The organism is Streptomyces sp. NBC_01006 (assembly GCF_045162725.1).
Lineage (GTDB): Bacteria > Actinomycetota > Actinomycetes > Streptomycetales > Streptomycetaceae > Streptomyces.
In genome coordinates this window covers 5,997,643-6,018,631 of the sequence record NZ_CP108700.1, presented here as the reverse complement: position 1 = coordinate 6,018,631, position 20,989 = coordinate 5,997,643, and the positions used below count along the sequence as shown (strand labels likewise).

19 protein-coding genes are annotated in these 20,989 nt (G+C 73.8%); 11 read left to right on the top strand and 8 right to left on the bottom strand.

Translation table 11 applies throughout. The features are described 5' to 3' along the window. Nucleotides 1-22 precede the first annotated feature (22 nt). From OG509_RS27650 to OG509_RS27625, 6 genes are all read left to right on the top strand, one after another. Nucleotides 23-697: an amino acid ABC transporter permease gene (locus OG509_RS27650; RefSeq protein WP_385588649.1), complete on the top strand. Its 675-nt coding sequence runs from the start codon at nt 23-25 to the stop codon at nt 695-697. Further along, nucleotides 694-1,587: an amino acid ABC transporter permease gene (locus OG509_RS27645; RefSeq protein WP_406185216.1), complete on the top strand. Its 894-nt coding sequence runs from the start codon at nt 694-696 to the stop codon at nt 1,585-1,587. The genes OG509_RS27650 and OG509_RS27645 overlap by 4 nt, the downstream gene beginning before the upstream one ends. Before the next feature lie 204 nt (nt 1,588-1,791). Next, entirely contained in the window at nt 1,792-3,399 is a 1,608-nt protein-coding gene (locus tag OG509_RS27640) for an FAD-dependent monooxygenase (protein WP_406185215.1), read from the top strand. Nucleotides 3,400-3,432: 33 nt separating this feature from the next. Further along, a complete protein-coding gene (locus OG509_RS27635; RefSeq protein WP_311318651.1) occupies nt 3,433-3,519 on the top strand; it encodes a putative leader peptide in 87 nt (28 codons plus the stop codon). 61 nt (nt 3,520-3,580) lie between these two features. Next, nucleotides 3,581-4,150 (top strand): cysteine dioxygenase, encoded by a 570-nt coding sequence (locus OG509_RS27630; RefSeq protein ID WP_406185214.1) that lies wholly within the window; start codon nt 3,581-3,583, stop codon nt 4,148-4,150. Continuing rightward, on the top strand, nt 4,147-4,545 hold the full coding sequence (locus OG509_RS27625; RefSeq protein ID WP_406185212.1) for a rhodanese-like domain-containing protein: 399 nt from the start codon (nt 4,147-4,149) through the stop codon (nt 4,543-4,545). The genes OG509_RS27630 and OG509_RS27625 overlap by 4 nt, the downstream gene beginning before the upstream one ends. Nucleotides 4,546-4,609: 64 nt before the next feature. On the opposite strand, the gene OG509_RS27620 is transcribed toward OG509_RS27625, so the two are convergent. The 3 genes from OG509_RS27620 to recA form a co-directional block, all read right to left on the bottom strand. Beyond that, entirely contained in the window at nt 4,610-7,171 is a 2,562-nt protein-coding gene (locus tag OG509_RS27620) for an FtsX-like permease family protein (RefSeq protein WP_406185210.1), read from the bottom strand. Nucleotides 7,172-7,325: 154 nt separating this feature from the next. Then, nucleotides 7,326-7,976: a recombination regulator RecX gene (gene recX, locus OG509_RS27615; RefSeq protein ID WP_406185208.1), complete on the bottom strand. Its 651-nt coding sequence runs from the start codon at nt 7,974-7,976 to the stop codon at nt 7,326-7,328. Nucleotides 7,977-7,979: 3 nt separating this feature from the next. Next, on the bottom strand, nt 7,980-9,089 hold the full coding sequence (recA, locus tag OG509_RS27610) for a recombinase RecA (RefSeq protein WP_182508529.1): 1,110 nt from the start codon (nt 9,087-9,089) through the stop codon (nt 7,980-7,982). Nucleotides 9,090-9,292: 203 nt separating this feature from the next. Here recA and OG509_RS27605 point away from each other — a divergent pair, with 203 nt between their 5' ends. Beyond that, nucleotides 9,293-10,063 (top strand): Clp protease N-terminal domain-containing protein, encoded by a 771-nt coding sequence (locus OG509_RS27605; protein WP_406185205.1) that lies wholly within the window; start codon nt 9,293-9,295, stop codon nt 10,061-10,063. Here OG509_RS27605 and OG509_RS27600 read toward each other — a convergent pair. Together OG509_RS27600 and OG509_RS27595 are read right to left on the bottom strand one after the other, a co-directional pair. Beyond that, entirely contained in the window at nt 10,002-11,111 is a 1,110-nt protein-coding gene (locus OG509_RS27600) for an AI-2E family transporter (RefSeq protein WP_406187702.1), read from the bottom strand. The two genes, OG509_RS27605 and OG509_RS27600, sit on opposite strands and share 62 nt — an antisense overlap. Before the next feature lie 201 nt (nt 11,112-11,312). Beyond that, nucleotides 11,313-11,507, bottom strand: coding sequence for a DUF3046 domain-containing protein (locus tag OG509_RS27595; RefSeq protein ID WP_030154244.1), 195 nt, complete (start codon nt 11,505-11,507; stop codon nt 11,313-11,315). A gap of 82 nt (nt 11,508-11,589) precedes the next feature. On the opposite strand from OG509_RS27595, the gene OG509_RS27590 reads away from it, so the two are divergent. Further along, nucleotides 11,590-12,570 carry a hypothetical protein gene (locus OG509_RS27590; protein WP_406185204.1) on the top strand — a complete coding sequence of 327 codons (981 nt, stop codon included), beginning with the start codon at nt 11,590-11,592 and terminating at the stop codon, nt 12,568-12,570. On the opposite strand, the gene OG509_RS27585 is transcribed toward OG509_RS27590, so the two are convergent. From OG509_RS27585 to OG509_RS27575, 3 genes are all read right to left on the bottom strand, one after another. Beyond that, on the bottom strand, nt 12,539-12,847 hold the full coding sequence (locus OG509_RS27585; protein ID WP_406185203.1) for an AzlD domain-containing protein: 309 nt from the start codon (nt 12,845-12,847) through the stop codon (nt 12,539-12,541). The two genes, OG509_RS27590 and OG509_RS27585, sit on opposite strands and share 32 nt — an antisense overlap. Continuing rightward, nucleotides 12,844-13,542, bottom strand: a complete 699-nt coding sequence (locus OG509_RS27580) for an AzlC family ABC transporter permease (RefSeq protein ID WP_385588719.1) — start codon at nt 13,540-13,542, stop codon at nt 12,844-12,846. Before OG509_RS27580 ends, OG509_RS27585 begins: the two co-directional genes overlap by 4 nt. A gap of 78 nt (nt 13,543-13,620) precedes the next feature. Then, a complete protein-coding gene (locus OG509_RS27575; protein ID WP_406185201.1) occupies nt 13,621-14,484 on the bottom strand; it encodes an AraC family transcriptional regulator in 864 nt (287 codons plus the stop codon). A 97-nt stretch (nt 14,485-14,581) separates the two neighbouring features. Here OG509_RS27575 and OG509_RS27570 point away from each other — a divergent pair, with 97 nt between their 5' ends. From OG509_RS27570 to OG509_RS27560, 3 genes are all read left to right on the top strand, one after another. Beyond that, nucleotides 14,582-19,171 (top strand): ATP-dependent helicase, encoded by a 4,590-nt coding sequence (locus tag OG509_RS27570; RefSeq protein WP_406185199.1) that lies wholly within the window; start codon nt 14,582-14,584, stop codon nt 19,169-19,171. Nucleotides 19,172-19,367: 196 nt separating this feature from the next. Continuing rightward, nucleotides 19,368-20,057, top strand: coding sequence for a hypothetical protein (locus OG509_RS27565; RefSeq protein WP_406185198.1), 690 nt, complete (start codon nt 19,368-19,370; stop codon nt 20,055-20,057). A gap of 96 nt (nt 20,058-20,153) precedes the next feature. Continuing rightward, nucleotides 20,154-20,957, top strand: a complete 804-nt coding sequence (locus OG509_RS27560; RefSeq protein ID WP_406185197.1) for an Fpg/Nei family DNA glycosylase — start codon at nt 20,154-20,156, stop codon at nt 20,955-20,957. The last annotated feature ends 32 nt before the right edge of the window (nt 20,958-20,989 follow it).

The window sequence follows — 20,989 nt, the reverse complement described above, 5'->3', positions numbered from 1 at the left end:
CCTGGGGAGAGCGCAGGGCAACGTGTTCGACTTTCTTGATTCCGGGCAGTACGACGTGCTCGGAGCCTTCTGGGTGACGGTTCAGCTCACCCTCTACTCGGCGGCCGGATCACTGGTCTGGGGCACCGTCCTGGCCGGGATGCGGGTCAGCCCGGTCCCGCTGATGCGGGCCTTCGGCACGGCGTACGTCGACATCGTGCGCAACATCCCGCTGACCGTCTTGATCATCGGCTGCTCGCTGGGTCTGAACCAGACCCTCGGCGTCACGCTCGGCGGCGGCACGTTCAAGGAGATCGGGTTCCGGCTCGCGGTCCTCGGCTTCATCGCCTACACCGGCACCTTCGTCTGTGAGGCGATCCGCTCGGGCATCAACACGGTGCCCGTGGGCCAGGCCGAAGCAGCCCGCGCGCTGGGCCTGAGCTTCTTCCAGGTGCTCACCATGATCGTGCTCCCCCAGGCCTTCCGGGCGGTCATCGCGCCGCTCACCAACGTACTGATCGCCCTCACCAAGAACACCACGGTGGCGGCGGCCATCGGCGTGGCCGAAGCGGCCCTGCTGATGAAGGAAATGATCGAGAACGAGGCGGACGCACTCTTCGCGGTCTTCGGGATCTTCGCCCTCGGCTTCGTCGTGCTGACCCTGCCCACCGGCCTGCTCCTGGGCTGGGTGGCCAAGCGAGTGGCGGTGAAGCGATGAGCTCCGTGCTGTACGACACCCCCGGCCCCAAGGCCAGGGCACGCAACTGGATCTACACGGCCGTCTTCGTCGTGGTGGTCGGACTGGTCCTGTGGTGGGTGCTCGGCGCCATGGCCGACAAGGGCCAGCTCGACGCCGACAAGTGGAGCCCGTTCGTCACCGACGACCAGGTCTGGACGACGTACCTGCTGCCGGGACTCGGCGAGACGCTGAAGGCCGGGCTCATCGCCGTGGTCATCGCGCTTCCGCTGGGCGCGCTCCTCGGCATCGGCAGACTCTCCGACCACAGGTGGATACGCATCCCCGTGGGCGCCTGGGTCGAGTTCTTCCGTGCGATCCCCGTGCTGATGCTGATGCTGTTCGGCTCCGCGCTGTACGTGCGCTACAGCGCCGTCAGCTCCGAGCTGCGGCCGCTGTACGCGGTGGTCACCGGCCTGGTCCTGTACAACTCCGCGGTCATCGCCGAGATCGTCGTCGCCGGCATCAAGTCGCTGCCCCGCGGCCAGACCGACGCGGCCAAGGCGATCGGCATGCGCAAGGGCCAGATCATGGCGTACGTCCTGATCCCGCAGGCCGTCACCGCCATGCTGCCCGCGCTGGTCAGCCAGCTCGTGGTGATCCTCAAGGACACCGCGATCGGCGGTGCGGTACTGGGTCTGGCCGAGCTGCTGTCGATGAACCGGCAGATCTCGGCGAACTACAGCAACACCATCCCGACCCTCGTCGTGATCGCACTGATCTACATCGTGGTGAACTTCGCGCTCACCACCTTCGCCTCCTGGCTCGAAGGACGCCTGCGGAAGTCGAAGAAGGGCACCGGCGCGGTCGTCGCCGGGGACGTGGCCGAGGTCGACGCGGGCGGAGCCGCCGGCGTGGGCGAGGCTCCCTGACCCCCGGTCCGACACCCGGCGGACACGGCTCCCCGACAGCGGAGTCCTGACACCCGGTCAGTACACTGGCGTGACACCTGTGGTGCGGCGGAACTCATCCGCCGCACCACACGGCGTTGGCGGGGCCGGGTGTCACTTGACGCAGGCACCTCCAGTGGGTTGCATACGTTCTGTGATCACATACCGGACATCGGGAGCCGCATCATGGACCCGGTGATCGTCGTCGGCGCGGGGCCCGTCGGACTGTCCCTGGCGCTGGCCCTGGCCGGCTCGGGCGTGCCCAGCGTCGTGCTCGACGAGGGACCCGGCAAGGACCTGCCCCGACCTGCCCGTACGGTCGTCCTGCACGAGGACACCTCGGCCATGGTCCACCGGCTGGGCTGTGCCACGCTGCGCGACGAGGGGGCACTGTTCGCCGCATGGCGCACCGTGCGGCGCCGCAGCCGGGCCGACGACGCCCGGCGCATCACCTTCGAGGACCGCCAGGCGCCCCTGCACCTGCCGCAGCACGCCCTCACGCGCGGGCTGCGCGACGCCGCGGCCGCACATCCGCTGATCCAGCTGGTCACCGACAGCAAGCTGGACTCCCTGGAACAGGACGACGACGGGGTCACCGCGCACACCCGGGGCGCCGAGACCACGTGGTGGCGCGGGAGTTACCTGGTCGGCTGCGACGGGGCCCGCTCCACCGTGCGCAAGCTGCTCGGCATCCGCTTCCCGGGCCGCACCGCGGTCGAGCGGCACGCCGTGGCCGCGCTGCGCACCGAACTCCCCTGGCCCGGCGAGGCCCTGCTGCACCGCGACCCGCCGCACGAGACCACCGCCCGGCCGCTGCCCGACGGGGTGTGGCGGATGGACTGGCTGCTCCCGGGCCGCGGGGAGCTGGTCACGCCCGACGCGCTCGTCACCCTGATCCGGGACACCCTGGCCGCGTGGTGCGGGGGCACGACACCCCCTTACGAGCTCCTCGACACCGGGGTGCACACCCTGCACCACCGGCTGGCCCGGCGCTGGCGCGACCGGCGCGCCTTCCTCGCCGGGGACGCCGCCCACCTGCTGGGCGCGCTCGGCACGCAGGGGGTCGACGAGGGGCTGCGGGACGCCGAGAACCTCGCCTGGAAGCTGTCCCTGGCCTGGCACCAGGGCGCTTCCGAGGCCCTCCTCGACAGCTACGAGGGCGAGCGCCGCACGGCGGTCGCGGCCCGGCTGCGCGCCGCCGACCAGGCGATGCCCGGACTGCGCGGTGGCGGCGGGCTGCGGACGTACCTGCCCGGCGCCACCCGCTCCGGTGAACTGCTGCTGACCGACGGCCACTTGGGGCGGGGACCACTGGGTGCGGCGCCGACGTACGCCCCTCCCGTGGCCGTACGCGAGGTGCCCACCGACACGGAGCCGGGCGGTCAGGTCGCCAACGTTCCCGTCACCGCGCCCGACGGTTCGACGGTGCCGCTGCGCGACCTGCTGGGGCGGGGCCGGCTGCTCGTGGTCCTGGTCGCCCCCGGGACCGGGGTGTGGGACCGGCGGCACTGGCTGGGCGCCGGTCTGATGCCGCGGCTCGCGGCGGCGGTGAGCGCCCTGCCGGTCCGTACCGAACTGCTGGTCGCGGACGGCTACCCGGGGGCGCCGGCCCACACCGTCCTGCTGGTCAGGCCGGACGGGCACCTGGCGGCGACGTTCGCCGGCGTGCGGCCCGCGGAGCTGTACGAGGCGGCGGACACGGTCCGGTGGGGGGCGCCCGAAGGCGCTCGCGCCGCGCTCGACCCTTCCTCGACGACGCCTACGACACCGACACATCCAGCCGTGATCGATTGACCGGTCTCCGGTCCGCGTGCTTCACTCGCGAACATGACCGGCAATGACGTACGCCTGTGGCGGAGGGTCCATATGGACCTGCTCCGCTACGCGGGCTGCGTGTGTCGCCCTTCCTGCTGATTCGCCTTCCTCCGCGCGCTCCGCGCGCACTTTCGCGAACCCCCAGGACGGTCACGCCCCCATGTCTGCGACCCTTGCCCCCAGTGCATCCGCTGCGCCCCTCGCACCTCCGCACGCCCCCGTAAGCGCCGCCGCTCGTACGGTGACGGCGGCGGAACTCCTCGACTTCGCCCTGCGCACCGCCGCCGACCCGGCGGTCATCGACTCCCTCCCCCTCGACCCCGAGGGCCGGACCTGGATCCGCCTCGACGGGCCGGGCGGCAGCGAGGCCTGGGTGATCGGCTGGCCGCCGGGCACCGGCACCGGCTGGCACGACCACGCCGAGTCTCAGGGCGCGTTCGCCACCGCCCGGGGCCACCTGAGGGAGCACTCCCTGGCGGTCCGGCTCCCCTCGGAGGGCTGGCGGAGCCTGGAACTCGCCCCGGACCTGGACCGCAGCCGCAGCCTGGGGGCCGGGACGGGCCGGGCCTTCGGGGAGCACCACGTCCACGAGGTGCTCAACGAGTCGGAGGCGGAGCACGCGGTATCGGTGCACGCGTACTATCCGCCGCTGCCCCTGATCCGCCGCTTCAGCCGCACCGGACAGGTGCTCACGCTGGAGCAGGTCGAGCGCCCGGCGGACTGGCAGTGAGCGCCCCGATCGGCATCGACGACCTGCTGGAACGGGTCCGGTCGACGTACGCGCGGGTCGAGCCGGCGCAGGCGTACGCGGCGTTCCGCGCGGGCGACGCGCTGCTGGTGGACATCCGCTACCAGGCGCTGCGCGAGCGGGACGGCCTGATCCCGGGCGCGCTGGTGGTCGAGCGCAACGAGCTGGAGTGGCGCCTGGACCCCCAGGGCTCCCACCGCGCCCCCGAAGCCACCTCGCACGACCTGCATGTGGTGGTGATCTGCAACGAGGGCTACGCCTCCACCCTGGCAGCAGCCTCCCTCCACGCCCTGGGCCTCCACAGAGCCACGGACCTGACGGGCGGCTTCCAGGCCTGGAAGTCCGCCGGTCTCCCCGTGAGCCCGTCCGGCGCTTGAGGAACGGGCCCGGGGCCCCACCGCTTCGGCGGCGGGGCCCCGGGCCACGAACGGCGGCGGGCCGCTACCGCGACGTGGCCACCTCGACCGGCGGCACCCGAAGCGCAACCCTGCCCGGCAGGGCGGTCGCGGCCAGCGCCAGCAGCCCCGCCACACCCACCACCCCCACGTACACCACCGGCAGCACCGCCGGGGCCGCAGCCCCCGTCATCCCCACGCTGAACGCGGTCAGCACGGCCAGCGCGATCCCCGACCCCAGTACCGCCCCGATCAGCACCACCGCCAGCGCCTCCGCCCGCAGCATCCGCAGCACCTGGCGCCGCTTCGCCCCCGCCAGCCTCAGCATCGCGAACTCCCGCAGCCGCTCCGACGTGGACATCGCCAGCGTGTTGACCACCGCGATCGCGGTGAAGGCCAGCACCAGCCCCATCGCCAGCAGGTTGATCTCGGCACCCGCCTGCTGCCGCTGCGCCCGCACCGCGTCCGCGTCCCGCGCCGACAGCACCCCGACGCCCGGGAAAGCGCCGACCGCCGCGGCCAGCTGCTCCCGCCCGGTCCCCGGCTCCGCCGCCACCAGCACGCTGCTCGCCAGCGGGTTGTCCACGTGCGCCGCGACGAGATCGTGCGGCAGCGTCAGGTCACCGAAGCCCAGCCCCCGCGCGTACACGGCCGAGACGGTCAGGGTGACCGGGGTCCCGTCGCCCAGCGCCAGCCGGAGCGGGCTGCCGGGCTTCAGCCCCAGCTGATCGGCGGCCAGTTCGCTGACCGCCACGCTCTTCTCGCCGAAGCCGTCCAGGCTCCCGATCGTCACACCCGGGTCCCAGGTCCGGGTCAGCCCGGCCGGGGTGACCCCCTGCGCGCCGTACTTCGTCAGCCCCACCCGTACGGACGTCTGCACGATCTCGGTGGCCGCCGTGACCCCGGGAGTCCGGCGGATCCGCTCCGCGGCGCCGCCGGTGACACCCGGACCCTGCGCGGCCAACACCCAGCCGGCCCGGACCCCGTCACGGGCCTGCGCCCGGGCGGCGTTGCCCAGCGTCGGTGTGATGAACAGGACGGTGCAGGTCATGCCGATCAGCAGCGCGAGCGGGGTGACGGCGGAGGCCATCCGGGTGGCGTTGCCGCGCAGGTTCGCGGTGGCCAGGTGCCCGCCCGGGCCGGCCAGCCGCAGTGGCCCGGCGAGCAGCGCGGTGGCGCCCCGGACCAGCAGCGGGCCGAGCAGCGAGACCGCCGCGGCGAACACGACGACCGCGAGGAAGGTCACCGGGGTCGACGCCGGCTCGGTGCGCAGTGCACTGAGTACGGCGACCAGCACCACGCCGCCGGCCAGCAGCAGCACCCCGATCGCGATCCGGGTCCACGCGGGCCGCCCCCTCTCCACGGCGGCTTCGGCGAGCGCCTCGGCCGGGCGGATCCGGGCGATCCGCCGTCCGGTGATCCGGGCCGCGGCCCAGGCTCCGAGCAGGCTCGCGCCGACGGCGGCGAACATCGGGAAGATCCCGGCGGTGCGCTCCAGGTTGGCGGGGACGACCCCGCTCTCGACGAACCGGCCGTGCAGCCAGGCGGCGAGTGGGAGTCCGGTGAGCGCACCCGCGACACCGGCGGCCAGGCCCACGACCAGTGCCTCGCGGCCGATCATGCGGCGCAGCTGCCTGGGCGTGGCGGCGATGGCCCGCAGCAGGGCCAGCTCGCGGTAGCGCTGCTGGACGGAGAGGGCGAAGGTGCCGACGACGACGAGGATCGCGACGAGCAGCGAGGTGCCGCCCATGGCCCCGCCCATGGAGACCAGCTTGATGCGTGCGCCGGCCGCGTCGAGGAACTCCACGGGCCCGCGTGCGTCGCCCACGGCGACCTGCGCGCCCGCGCCCTCGGCGGTACCTGCGAGTGCCTGCCGGAGCCGCCCGGCCAGCTCGCCGGGGTCGGTCCCGGGCGCCGGGAGTACCCCGATGGCGGTGACCTGTCCGTCGCGGGCGGCCAGCCTCTGCGCCTCGGCGTCGCCGAAGAAAAGCGCGTTCTGCCGGGCGAGGTCGCCGCGGGCGGTCTGCGCGATGCCGCTCACGGTGTACGTCTTCGGCTCGCCGGTGGCCTGCACGGTGAGCGGGGCGCCGGGCTTCAGCCCTGCGCGGGCGGCCAGTTCGCGGTCGATGACGACCTCGCCGCCGCCCTGGGGGGCGCGGCCCTCGGCGAGCGTGAAGGGGGTGAGCACGGCGGAGGTCCAGGCATGCCCGTACGAGGGTTTCGCGCCGCCGGGGGCCTTGACCAGCGGGACGGCCCGGAAGCCGAGCTCCGGCACGGCCCGCTCGACGCCCGGCACGGACCGGACCGTGTCCACGGTGGCGGCGGGGAGCCAGGCCCGTTCGGCGACGGGCTTGGCCTTGTGCTTCGTCTTGACCTTCTGCGGATCGCCCTTCTTCACCTTGACCGTGGTCTCGTGCACGTTCTGGTCGGCGGAGACGACGACCGGGGTGGCCGCGTAGCGCTCGGTGGCGATCTTTCCGCGGAGTCCGGTTTCCAGGAGCGTGCCGCAGGCGGTGATGAGGGCGGCCGCACACAGCAGTGCGACGAAGGCGCCGAGGAAGCCGGCCTTGCGGTCCCTGACGGTCTGGAGGGCGTAACGCAGCATCATGCGGTCAACTCTGCCGCCGGGCCCGGCGGTTGGCAGTGAAGCGCCCTGGCGTCTCGGCCCGGGGGCTATCCCTACCCCCCGGGCCGGGACACCAGGGCCCTGCCCCGGCCCTTGCCCCGGCCCTGCGGTGCGGTGCGGTGCGGAGGCCGGAACCTCAGAACCCCGAGTACCCCAGGCCGTCGTCGTCCGCGTCCGTGCTCTCGGCGCCCTCTTGTTCCAGGGCGCGCCGGACCACCCGCAGGGCCATGCCTTCCGGGTAGCCCTTGCGGGCGAGCATCCCGGCGAGGCGCCGGATCCGCTTGTCCCGCTCCAGGCCCCGGGTGGCGCGGAGCTTGCGCTCCACGAGCTCCCGGGCGGTCTGCTCCTCCTGGTCGGAGTCCAGCTGTTCCAGGGCCTCCTGGACGAGGGTGGCGTGCACCCCCTTGGTGCGCAGCTCCTGCGCGAGCGCCCGGCGGGCGAGGCCCCGGCCGCGGTGCCGGGACTCGACCCAGGCCCCGGCGAACGCGGCGTCGTCGATCAGGCCGACCTCCTCGAACCGGGAGAGGACCTCCTGTGACACCTCCTCGGGGATGCCCCGCTTGTCCAGGGCGTCCGCGAGCTGCCGCCGGGTGCGCGGCATCCCGGTGAGCAGGCGCAGGCAGATCGCCCGCGCCTGCTCCTCGGGACTCTGGGGCGGCAGTTCCTGACGACCTTCCCGGCCGCCGTCACGACGACCTTCGCGGTCACCCTCGCGACGACCTTCCCGGCCGCCTTCGCGACGGGCCTCCCGGCCGCCGCTCCCACCGCCCCTTTCCTGCTCCCGCACGGGTCAGCTCTTGGCGACGGCGGCCTTGGCCGTCGTCTTGGCCTTCGACGCGGGGGCGGGCACGGCCGCGGCCTCGGCGGCAGGCGCACCCGCGGCAGCCTCTGCGGCGGCGTCCTTGCGCACGCCCACGCCCAGCTTCTCCTTGATCTTCCGCTCGATCTCGTTGGCGAGGTCGGGGTTGTCCTTCAGGAAGTTGCGGGCGTTCTCCTTGCCCTGACCGAGCTGGTCGCCCTCGTACGTGTACCAGGCGCCGGCCTTGCGCACGAAGCCGTGCTCCACGCCCATGTCGATCAGGCCGCCCTCGCGGCTGATGCCCTGGCCGTAGAGGATGTCGAACTCGGCCTGCTTGAACGGCGGCGCGACCTTGTTCTTGACGACCTTGACGCGCGTACGGTTGCCGACCGCGTCGGTGCCGTCCTTGAGGGTCTCGATGCGGCGGATGTCGAGGCGCACGGAGGCGTAGAACTTCAGCGCGCGGCCACCGGTGGTGGTCTCCGGCGAGCCGAACATCACACCGATCTTCTCGCGGAGCTGGTTGATGAAGATCGCGGTGGTCTTGGACTGGTTGAGCGCACCGGTGATCTTCCGGAGCGCCTGGCTCATCAGTCGGGCCTGGAGACCCACGTGCGAGTCGCCCATCTCGCCCTCGATCTCCGCGCGCGGCACGAGCGCGGCGACGGAGTCGATGACGATCAGGTCGAGGGCACCGGAGCGGACCAGCATGTCCACGATCTCCAGCGCCTGCTCGCCGGTGTCCGGCTGAGACAGGATGAGGTTGTCGGTGTCGACGCCGAGGGCCTTCGCGTACTCGGGGTCGAGCGCGTGCTCGGCGTCCACGAAGGCGACGGTGCCGCCGGCCTTCTGCGCGTTGGCCACGGCGTGCAGGGTCAGGGTCGTCTTGCCGGAGGACTCGGGGCCGTACACCTCGATCACACGGCCGCGGGGCAGCCCGCCGACGCCGAGGGCGATGTCCAGCGCGGTCGACCCGGTGGGGATGACCTCGATGGGGTCGTTCGGCTTGTCGCCGAGGCGCATGACCGCACCCTTGCCGAATTGCCGTTCAATCTGTGCGAGCGCGGCGTCGAGAGCCTTCTCGCGGTCGGTGCCTGCCATGGGTTCCACCCGGTTTGCTTGAGTCGATCGCTTCACGCCATTGACGCTAACGCCTGCCACTGACAATGCGCTTCCACGCCCGTTTCGGCTGTGGATAACTCATCAGAATGGATGTTCGATTTCCCTGTCAAGCGGGCTCGCCGGGCACCCGACTGACAACCCAGGGTTGACACCCTTCTGACTGTCAACCTAGGGTTGCACCTATGACGAACCCTTCGGTGGAACCCGTTCGCATGACCAATCCGGTACGCCTCGACGACCTGATCGAGGCCATCAAGAAGGTCCACACCGACTCCCTGGAGCAGCTCAGCGGCGCCGTCGTCGCCGCCGAGCACCTCGGTGACGTCGCCGACCACCTCATCGGCCACTTCGTCGACCAGGCCCGCCGCTCCGGCGCCTCCTGGACCGACATCGGCCGCAGCATGGGCGTCACCCGCCAGGCCGCCCAGAAGCGCTTCGTCCCCAAGACCGACAAGGGCGACGCCAACGACCTCGACCCGAACCAGGGCTTCGCCCGGTTCACCCCCCGGGCCCGCAACGTCGTGGTGACCTCGCAGAGCGCGGCGCGCGCGGCCGGCGGCGCCGAGATCCGCACCGAGCACCTGGTCCTCGGCCTGCTGGCCGAGGACGAGGGCCTCGCCGCGCTCGCCCTGCGCGCGCAGGACGTCTCCGCCGAGGCCGTACGCGCCGCCGCGACCGCCGCCCTGCCCGAGCCCGCGGCCGCGGTCCCGGACCTCATCCCCTTCGACGCCGGCGCCAAGAAGGCCCTGGAGCTCACCTTCCGCGAGGCGCTGCGCCTGGGCCACAACTACGTGGGCACCGAGCACATCCTGCTCGCCCTCCTCGAACTCGAGAACGGCGACGGCGTGCTCAGCGGCCTCGGCGTGGACAAGGCCGCCGTCGAGGCGACCGTCACCGAGGCCCTGGCAGCCTTCGTCGCCGAGGCCGGGGAACAGCCCGGGCAGACGCGGTAGCCGAGTCCCCGGCCGCCCGCTCGGTCAGCTCGTACCGCTTCACGTACGCACCGAGGAACGCCTGCAGCGTGGCGACGGCCGGGATCGCGATGAGCGCCCCGACCGCGCCCAGCAGGGCCGTGCCCGCGATGACGGACCCGAAGGCCACCGCCGGGTGGATGTCGACCGTCTTCGACGTCAGCTTCGGCTGCAGCACGTAGTTCTCGAACTGCTGGTAGACCACCACGAATCCGAGCACGTACAGCGCGTACCAGGGCGAGCCCGGGAAGGCGATCAGCATCGGCAGCGCGCCCGCCAGGTAGGTGCCGATGGTGGGGATGAACTGGGAGACCAGCCCCACCCACACCGCGAGCGCCGGCGCGTACGGCACGTCGAGCACCACGAAGACGATGTAGTGGGCGATGCCGGAGACCAGGGCCATCAGTCCGCGCGAGTACAGGTAGCCGCCCGTCTTGGCGACGGCGATCTCCCAGGCGCGCAGCACCTCCGACTGCTTCGCAGGGGGCAGTACGGAGCACAGCGCGCGCCGCAGCCGCGGCCCGTCGGCGGCGAAGTAGAACGAGAAGAGCCCGACCGTCAGCAGCCGGAAGAGGCCGCCGAGCACGGTGGCGGACACGTCGAGCACACCGGTCGCACTGTTCTGGACGTACTTCTGGAGCCAGTCGGAGTGCAGCAGGCTGTCCTGGATCGCGAGCCGGGACAGCTTGGTGTGGAAGGTGGTGTTGACCGCGCCGATCACCGAGTCGAGGTAGCCCGGGAAGCCCCCCACCATGTCGACGATCTGCTCGGCGAGCATCGATCCGAGCAGTACGACGAAGCCCGCGCCGGCGACGAACACGCCCAGGAACACCAGGAAGGTGGCGAGCCCGCGGCGCATGCCGCGGGCCGCCATCCGGGACACGGCGGGTTCGACCGCGAGCGCGAGGAAGAACGCGATCAGGATGTTGACGAGCAGCCCGGTCAGCTGGTGGAAGGCCCAGCTGCCGAGCTGGAAGCAGGCGATGAGGGCGAGTACGAGGACGACGGCGCGCGGCAGCCAGCGCGGCATCCGGGCCCCGGGCCCCGCCGCTGCCGCGGCTGCGCCGCCGGGAGGCGCCGCGGACCCGGCGGGCTCGGCCGGATCGGCCGGATCGGCCGCCTCGGCGGTGTCGGTCGTCGTCTCGGTCGTCGTCACGGTCGTCTCATCGGTGGCTGCCACGCCGACCAGTCTGTCCCACCCGTCCCGCGTACGCGGAAACGGCCTCCGGCGTCAGCGCAGCGAGGCGGGCACGTCCATCGCCGAACACACCGCGCGCCACACGTCCTTGGCCTCCCAGCCCGCGTCCAGCGCCTGGTGGACGGTGCGTCCGCCGAGCTCCGTCATGACGTGGTCCCGCGCGAAGGAGTCCGCGTAGCCCGCGCCGAAGTGCTCGGCCATCCGCTCCCAGAAAATCGTCAACCGCATGCCCCCAGTATCCCGCCCCGGGAGAGTGCACCGGCGTCGTTCGCCTCCCACCCGCGCGGCAGCGCGCCCTACGGTGTCACGCATGCCTGGAGACGACGCTTCCTCGCTGACCCCACCGACCCCGCTGGCCCGCGCCGAGCAGTTCTTCTGGCTCACGGCCCGGGTCCTGGAGCAGCGGCGGTTCGCCTTCCACTTCCTCGGCGGGGACGCCGACGCGGTGGACACCGCCCTCGGCTCGTACCTCAACGCCGACGGCGGCTACGGTCACGCCCTCGATCCGGATCTGCGCGGCCCGCTCAGCCATCCGCTGCACACCGCGCACGCGCTGCGGGTCCTGGACAGCCTGGGCCGCTGCGCCGGGCAGCGGATCGAGCGGCTCTGCCGCCACCTGACCCGGGTCTCCACCGCGGACGGCGCGCTTCCGGTGGTCCTCCCGGCGCCGCGCGGCTATCCCGGGGCCCCGTACCACCCGGTGTACGACGATCCGCCGGGCGAGCTGCTGACCACGGGCCCGGTGGTCGGCGTACTGCACCGCAACCGGATCTGGCACGCCTGGCTGTTCCGGGCCACGGACTTCTGCTGGGAGCGGGTCGAGAACCTGCGCCGTACGGGCCCGTACGAGGTCCAGAGCGCGGTGGCCTTCCTCGACGGCGCCCCCGACCGGGCGCGGGCGGTGGCGGCCGCGGACCGGCTGGGGCGGCTCGTACGCGAGCAGCGGCTGGTCGTACTCGACCCGCGCCGGCGCCGGGAGTACCCGCCGTACCCCGGCTGCGCGCCGGGCGAGCAGCTGTTCCCGCACGACGTCGCCCGGCGGCCGGAATCGCTGGCGCGCGGCTGGTTCACCGACGAGGAGCTGAGGCGCTCGCTGGACTTCCTGGCCGCCGGACAGCAGCAGGACGGGGGCTGGCCGGTGCGGCGCCTCGCGTGGGCGCCGGGCAGCTCGCTGGAGCGGCGCCCGATCGCCACCCTGGAGGCCCTGCTGACCCTGCGCGCGTACGGCCGCCCCCTGACCGGCGACCCCCTAGGCGGGCCTAACCTCCCAGGGCCCGCACTCCCGCGGTGACGACCACCGCGGCGGCGACCACGAGCAGGAACGGCGCCCGCAGCAGCAGGGCGATCCCGGCGGCGGCCAGCCCGGCGGCGCGGGCGTCGAGCACGAGCTCGTGCCCGGTGCTGAAGGTCTGCTGGGCGGTGAGCGCCGCGAGCAGCGCGACCGGCAGCAGCGCGGCGAGCCGGCGCACCGCCGGCCGCTCCAGTACCCCGGCGGGCACGAGCAGCCCGGCGAGCTTGACGGCGTAGCAGCCGACGACGGTGAGCGCGATGGCGATCCAGACGTTCACGAGCGGCGTCCCTTCAGCCAGAGGATCGCGGGGGCGGCGAGGGCGGCCACCAGCACCGGCAGCCCGGCGGGCAGTACGGGCAGCAGGCCCAGCCCGAGGACGAGGGCGAGCGCGGCGACGGCCCGCTCGGTGGCGGTCTTCAGCATCGGCGCGAGCAGGGCCAGGAAGACGGCCGGTCCGGCGGCGTCCAGCCCCCACGCGGCGGTGTCCCCGAGGGCCTCGGCGCCGAGGGCGCCGAGCAGGGTGGTGAGGTTCCACAGGACGTACAGGCTCAGCCCGGTCACGGTGAAGCCGAGCCGAGCCGACCTGCGGTCGGGCTGGGCCAGCGCCACGGCGGTGGTCTCGTCGATCACCCAGTGGGCGGCGAGCGGCCGCACGGCCCCGGGCACGGCGAGCAGCTGCGACAGCCGCAGCCCGTAGAAGGCGTTCCGCGTGCCGAGGAAGAAGGCCCCGGCGGCCGCGGTGAACGGGTTCCCGCCCGCGGCCAGCGCTCCGACCAGCGCGAACTGCGAGGCCCCGGTGAACACCAGCAGGCTCAGCACGCAGGCCTGGAGCACGCTGATCCCGGCCCCGGCGGCGGTCACCCCGAACGCGAACCCGGACAGCCCGACGGCCACCCCGACCCCGAGCGCGTCCCGTACGACGGCTGCGCGCGGCCGCTCCGCGACCCCGCCGGGGGTCTCGTTCCTCACCATCTGTCGTTCTGCCACGCCCCGACCGTACGCAGCCCGGCCCGACCGGGTCTTGTACGTTCTTGCACGCAGGGGGCGGGCTCAGCCCCCGGCCGGGGGCAGACCGCCCGACCGCCCGCGGCGGTAGGCGCCCGGCGGGACGCCCACGATGCGGGTGAAGTGGCGGTTCAGGTGGGGCTGGTCGGTGAAGCCGACGGCGACGGCCGCCTCCGCGGGCGGCTTGCCCGCGTCCAGCAGCGCCCGGGCCCGCCGGACCCGGGCGTCCGTCAGCCAGGTGTGCGGCGGCATCCCGTACCGCTCCCGGAAGGCCCGCAGCAGGGCGAACGGGCTGGTCCCCAGTTCCGCGGCGAGCTGTTCCAGCGACGGCGGCTCCGCCATCCGCTCCTGGAGCAGCGCCCGGGCCGCCGCGGCGCCCGCCGCGCCGGCGCTGCGGACCGTACGGGCGGGCAGCGGCCCGGCGTGCCGGGTCAGCATCCGCGCGACCGCACCGCGCAGCAGCGTGTCGGCGGCCAGCGCGTTCCCTTCCTCGGCGGCCCGGTGCACCTCGGTGATCACGTACGAGGTCTGCGGATCGGCGACCGAGTCGGCGGTGAAGCCGGGGGTCCCGCGCAGGCCGGCGATCTCCGCGGCCACCTCGGCGATCAGCTCCCGGGAGGGGTAGAGCGTGGCGTACGCCCAGCCCTCCGGGACCCCGGCGCGCGCGGTGTGCGGCACCTCGGGGTTGATCAGGACCACGCTGCCCGGCCCGGCCCGCACGGTGCCGCTCGGCAGGCCGACCTCCTCGATGCCGCCGGTGACGGCCGCGATGACGTACCCGTCGTGGGTGTGGCGCGGGAAGGTGTGGCGTACGTAGTGGGCGCGCAGGAGGTCCAGGCCGGGCAGTTCCGCGTACTGCCAGTGCCGGGCCCACTCCCGCTCGACCGCCCCGCCGGCCACGTCAGCCATTCCCCCATTCTGCGCCCCGTCCGATCCGGCGTCCCGCCCGGTCCCGGTGTTCGCCCAGGTCCGGGCCGTTGTCAGTACCCGGGTGCAGGATGGGGGCATGGCCGGCTCCGCGCTCGATGCGTTCTCCCCCGCGACCCGCTCCTGGTTCACGGGGGCCTTCGTCTCGCCCACCTCCGCGCAGGAGGGCGCCTGGCGGGCCATCCGGGAGGGCTCCGACGTGCTCGTCGTGGCGCCGACCGGCTCCGGCAAGACCCTGGCCGCCTTCCTCGCCGCCCTCGACCAGCTGGCCTCCAGCCCGCCGCCGGCCGAGCCGAAGAAGCGCTGCCGGGTGCTGTACGTGTCCCCGCTGAAGGCCCTCGCCGTCGACGTGGAGCGGAACCTGCGCAGTCCGCTGACCGGGATCCGCCAGGAGTCGGTCCGCCTGGGCCTGCCCGAGCCGGAGATCCGGGTCGGGATCCGCTCCGGGGACACTCCTCCGGCGGAGCGGCGGGCGCTGGCCACCCGGCCGCCGGACATCCTGATCACCACGCCCGAGTCGCTGTTCCTGATGCTGACTTCGGCGACGCGCGACGCCCTGGCCGGGATCGAGACGGTGATCCTGGACGAGGTGCACGCGGTCGCGGGGACCAAGCGCGGCGCGCACCTGGCCCTGTCCCTGGAGCGGCTGGACGAGCTGCTGCCCCGCCCGGCCCGCCGGATCGGGCTGTCGGCGACGGTCCGGCCGGTGGACGAGGTGGCCCGGTACCTCGCGCCGCGCGGCAAGGTCGAGATCGTCCAGCCGCCCTCGGCCAAGGAGTTCGACCTGTCGGTGGTCGTCCCGGTGCAGGACATGGGCGAGTTGGGAGGCTCGCCGGCCACCGAGGGACGGGAAGGCGGGGACAAGCCCTCGATCTGGCCCCATGTGGAGGAGCGCATCGCGGATCTGGTCCAGGCCCACCGCTCCACGATCGTGTTCGCCAACTCCCGCCGCCTCGCCGAGCGGCTGTGCAACCGGCTGAACGAGATCGCGTACGAGCGCGCCATGGGCGAGAAGCTGCCCGACGGCTCGCCCCCGGCGGAGATCATGGCCCAGTCGGGGGCCGCCCAGGGCGCCCCGCCGCTGCTGGCGCGGGCGCACCACGGCTCGGTCTCCAAGGAGCAGCGGGCACTGGTGGAGGAGGACCTGAAGGCGGGCCGGCTGCCCGCGGTGGTCGCCACCTCCAGTCTGGAACTGGGCATCGACATGGGCGCGGTGGACCTGGTGGTGCAGGTGGAGTCCCCGCCCTCGGTGGCCTCCGGGCTCCAGCGCGTGGGCCGGGCCGGGCACCAGGTGGGCGCGGTCTCCACGGGGGTGGTGTTCCCCAAGTACCGCGGGGACCTGGTCCAGGCGGCCGTGGTCACCGAGCGGATGCGCACCGGGTCGATCGAGTCGCTGCGCATCCCGTCGAACCCGCTGGACGTGCTCGCGCAGCAGCTGGTCGCGATGACCGCGATGGACACCTGGCAGCTGGACGACCTGCTGGCGCTGGTGCGGCGGGCGGCGCCGTTCGCCGCGCTGCCGGAGTCGGCGTTCACCGCGGTGCTGGACATGCTGGCGGGCCGGTATCCGTCCGACGCGTTCGCGGAGCTCAGGCCGCGGGTCGTCTGGGACCGGGTGGCGGGGACGATCACGGGCCGGCCCGGCGCGCAGCGCCTGGCGGTCACCTCCGGCGGCACCATCCCCGACCGCGGCCTCTTCGGGGTGTTCCTCGCGGGCGCCGACCCCAAGAAGGGCGGCGGCCGGGTCGGCGAACTCGACGAGGAGATGGTCTACGAGTCCCGCGTGGGGGACGTGTTCACGCTGGGCACCACCTCCTGGCGGATCGAGGACATCACCCGCGACCGGGTCCTGGTCTCCCCCGCCCCCGGAGTCCCGGGCCGGCTGCCGTTCTGGAAGGGCGACCAGCTGGGCCGCCCCCTCGAACTGGGCCGGGCGGTCGGCGCGTTCCTGCGCGAGCTGGGCGGGCTGGCCGAGGAGGACGCCCGGCTGCGCCTGGTGGCGGCCGGCCTCGACGCCTGGGCCGCGGAGAACGTCCTCGCGTACCTCGCGGAGCAGCGCGAGGCGTGCGGGCACGTTCCGGACGACCGGACCATCGTGGTCGAGCGGTTCCGCGACGAGCTGGGCGACTGGCGGGTCGTGGTCCACTCCCCCTTCGGCGCCCAGGTGCACGCCCCCTGGGCGCTCGCCCTCGGCGCCCGCCTCGCCGAGAAGTACGGCATGGACGCGCAGGTCATGCACGCGGACGACGGGATCGTGCTCCGGCTACCCGACGCGGACCTGCTCTCCATGGACCTGCTCGACCACGACCCTGCTGCCTCCCACGCCTTCGAGTTCGACGACGAACAGGCCCCTCTGGGCGCCGCGGACGTCGCCTTCGACCACGGCGAGATCAACCAGATCGTCACCGACCAGGTCGGCGGCTCCGCCCTGTTCGCCTCCCGGTTCCGCGAGTGCGCGGCGCGCGCCCTGCTGCTGCCGCGCCGCAGTCCGGGCAAGCGGACCCCGTTGTGGCAGCAGCGTCAGCGGGCCTCCCAGCTGCTCCAGGTGGCCTCGGAGTTCGGTTCGTTCCCGATCGTGCTGGAGGCCGTACGGGAGTGCCTCCAGGACGTCTTCGACGTGCCGGGTCTGACCGAGCTGATGGGGGACATCGAGGCGCGCCGGGTCCGCCTGGTCGAGGTCACCACCCCCGAGCCGTCCCCCTTCGCCCGGTCGCTGCTCTTCGGGTACGTCGCCCAGTTCCTGTACGAGGGGGACTCGCCGCTCGCCGAGCGGAGGGCGGCCGCGCTCTCGCTGGACTCCCGCCTGCTGGCGGAGCTGCTGGGCCAGGCCGAGCTGCGCGAACTGCTCGACGCCGAGGTACTGGAGGAGCTGGAGCGGGAGCTCCAGTGGCTGACGGAGGACCGGCGGGCCAAGGACGCCGAGTCCGTCGCCGACCTGCTGCGGCTGCTCGGCCCGCTGACCACGGCCGAACTGGCCGAGCGCGGCGCCGACCCGGCCTGGCCGCGGGCCCTGGCCCGGGCCCGCCGGGCGATCGCGGTCCGGATCGGCGGCGCGGACCACTGGGCGGCGATCGAGGACGCGGGCCGGCTGCGCGACGCGCTGGGCACGGCGCTGCCGGTCGGGGTCCCGGAGGCGTTCACCGAGCCGGTCAAGGACCCGCTCGGCGACCTCCTGGCCCGGTACGCCCGCACCCACGGGCCGTTCACCACGGCCACCGTCGCCGCCCGCTTCGGCCTGGGCGCGGCCGTGACCGAGGGCGCCCTGCACCGGCTCGCGGCGGCGGGCCGGGTGGTGCAGGGCGAGTTCCACCCGGCCGGCATCGGCCAGGAGTGGTGCGACGCGGCCGTGCTGCGCAGGCTGCGGCGCCGCTCGCTGGCGGCGCTGCGCCAGGAGCTGGAGCCGGTCCCGCCGACCTCCCTGGCCACCTTCCTGCCGCAGTGGCAGCACCTGGGCGGGGCCCTGCGCGGCATCGACGGCCTGGCCCGGGCGATCGAGCAGCTCCAGGGCGCCCCGGTGCCCGCCTCGGCGCTGGAGCGGCTGATCCTCCCCTCCCGGGTCTCGGGGTACTCCCCGACCCTGTTGGACGAGCTCACCACCACCGGGGAGGTGGTCTGGGCGGGCGCGGGGGCCCTGCCGGGCAAGGACGGCTGGGTCTCGCTGTACCTGGCGGACGCGGCCCCGCTGCTGCTGCCCGCGCCGCACCCGCTGGAGCTGACGCCCCTTCACCAGTCGATCCTCGACACCCTGTCCGGCGGGTACGGGCTGTTCTTCCGCCAGCTCGCGGAATCCGTGCGCGCGAAGTGGTCCGAGGCCACCGACCTCGAACTGTCCGAGGCCGTCTGGGACCTGGCCTGGTCGGGCCGGCTCACCAACGACACGCTCTCCCCGCTGCGCTCCCTGCTCGGCTCGGGCCGTACGGCGGGCGCCACCGCCCACCGGGCCCGGCGCACCGTCCCGCGCGGCCGGTACGGGACGCTCAGCGCGCAGGTGTCCCGCCCGGGTCCGCCCACGGTCTCCGGCCGCTGGTCGCTGCTGCCCACCCGGGCCCCCGACCCCACCCACCGGGCGCACGCGCTGGCCCGGACCCTGCTGGACCGGCACGGGGTGGTCACGCGGGGTGCGGTGGCCGCCGAGGGCGTGGAGGGCGGCTTCAGCGCGGTGTACCGGGTCCTGTCGGCCTTCGAGGACAGCGGGCAGGCCCGCCGCGGCTATGTGGTGGAGGGTCTGGGCGCGGCCCAGTTCGCGATGGACGGCGCGGTGGACCGGCTGCGGTCGGCCGAGCGCAACCCGCCCCCGCTGGCGGCGGTGGTCCTGGCGGCCGCCGACCCGGCGAACGCGTACGGGGCGGCCCTGCCCTGGCCGGAGCCCCCGGCCGGGGCCACGCACAAGCCGGGCCGCAAGGCGGGCTCGCTGGTGGTCCTGGTCGACGGCGAGCTCGTCCTGTACCTGGAGCGGGGCGGCAAGACGCTGCTGGCCTGGCCCCCCGCGGAGGACCCCCGGCTCGCGGCGGCGACCGCTGCCCTGGCGGCGGCCTCCCGGATCGGCACGCTCCCGGCGCTCACGGTGGAACGCATCAACGCCGCCCCGGCGTTGACCTCCCCGCTGGGCCCGGCCCTGGAGGCCGCCGGCTTCCATGCCACCCCGCGGGGCCTGCGCCTGCGCTCGTGAATCCGGCGACTGAATCCGGCGACTGAATCCGGCATTCCGGTCTCGACCATCGCGCTTACGTTCCACTTATGTCTTGAGCACGTCACGAACCCCCTCTCCAGTGGCGCCCCCGGCCTTTTCTCGACTATCAAGATCACCGCAGGCATCAAGCGTGACGATGCCACGTCAAAAAACACACTCATGGGGGACCAGAAAAATGAGCACCAACACCATGCGGCGGGCGACAACGGGCGTCATCGGTCTGGCGGTTGCCGGAACCCTGACCCTCACCGGCTGTAAGAGCGGCAACGAAGAGGTCGCACCCGCGCAGCCGAGCACGCCGGCCGCCCAGTCGAGCTCGGGCGGATACGACTCCGCGCAGCCCAGCACCCCGGCCAGCCCCTCCACCGGCGGCGGCGACGCTCCCGCGGGCGCGGCAGGCGCGGCGAAGCCCGGCCAGACCTTCAAGATCGGCGAGACGGCGACGGTGCCGTTCAGCTACGGCAACACCAAGGGCGGCACCATCGCCCTCACCGTCACCGCCGTCGAGCAGGGTCAGCCGGCCGACCTGGACGCCCTCAAGCTGGGCGACAAGGTCAAGGGGATGATCCCCTACTACATCCGCTACTCGGTCAAGAACGTCGGCACCGTCGACCTCTCGTTCGCCTCCGTGGGCCACATGAAGGGCACGCTCCCGGACGGCACGGAAGCCCAGGGCGTCTCCGTCATCGGCAAGTTCGAGAAGTGCAAGGACGAGACGCTGCCGAAGGGCTTCACCAACGGCCAGACGCAGACCAGCTGCGCGATCGCCCTGGCGCCCTCAGCCCAGACCAAGGTCGCCGGCGCCGAGTACTGGGGCGACCCGTACAACTCGCTGAGCAACGGCAAGGGCCTCTTCTGGAAGTAAGCCCTTCCCTTCCCTTCCCTACGACCGGGCCCCCGCCCGCGCCACGGCGCGGCGGGGGCTCCGGCCGTCCCGGCGCCGCGGGGCGACAATGGCGCCATGCCCGAAGGAGACAGCGTCTGGCGCGCCGCGGCCCGGCTGCACGCCGCCCTGGCCGGCCACGAGCTGACCCGCAGCGACCTGCGCGTCCCCCGCTTCGCCACCGCCGACCTCACCGGCCGCACCACCCTGGACGTCACCCCGCGCGGCAAACACCTCCTCGCCCGCTTCGAGGGCGGCCTCACCCTCCACACCCACCTCGGCATGGAGGGCGCCTGGCGGGTCTTCGCCGCGCAGGAGAGCTGGCACGGCGGCCCCGCGTACGAGATCCGCGCCGTCCTCGGCACCGCCGCGCACACGGCCGTCGGCTACCGCCTCCCCGTCGTCGAGCTGCTGCGCACCTCCGAGGAGGACCGGGCCGTCGGCCACCTGGGCCCCGACCTCCTCGGCCCCGACTGGGACGCGGAGAAGGCCGCCGCCAACCTCCTCGCCACCCCCGGGCGCCCGCTCGGCGAGGCCCTGCTCGACCAGCGCAACCTGGCCGGTATCGGCAACATCTACAAGTCCGAGCTCTGCTTCCTCGCCCAGGTCACCCCCTGGACCCCGGTCGGCGGCCTCCCCGGCCCCGGGACCACCGCCGTCCGCCTCGCAGGCGCCGCCCACCGCCTGCTGCGCGCCAACACCGGCGACCGCGCGATCCGCAACACCACCGGCAGCCGCCGCCGCGGCCAGGAGCTCTTCGTGTACGGCCGCGCCCGCCGCCCCTGCCTTCGCTGCGGCACCCCCGTACGCGAGGCCCCGCAGGACGACCGCCCGACGTACTGGTGCCCCCGCTGCCAATCCGGCCCGAGCCCGTCCATCTAGTTGACGCTCCGTCAGATCCGGTCGTACCGTCC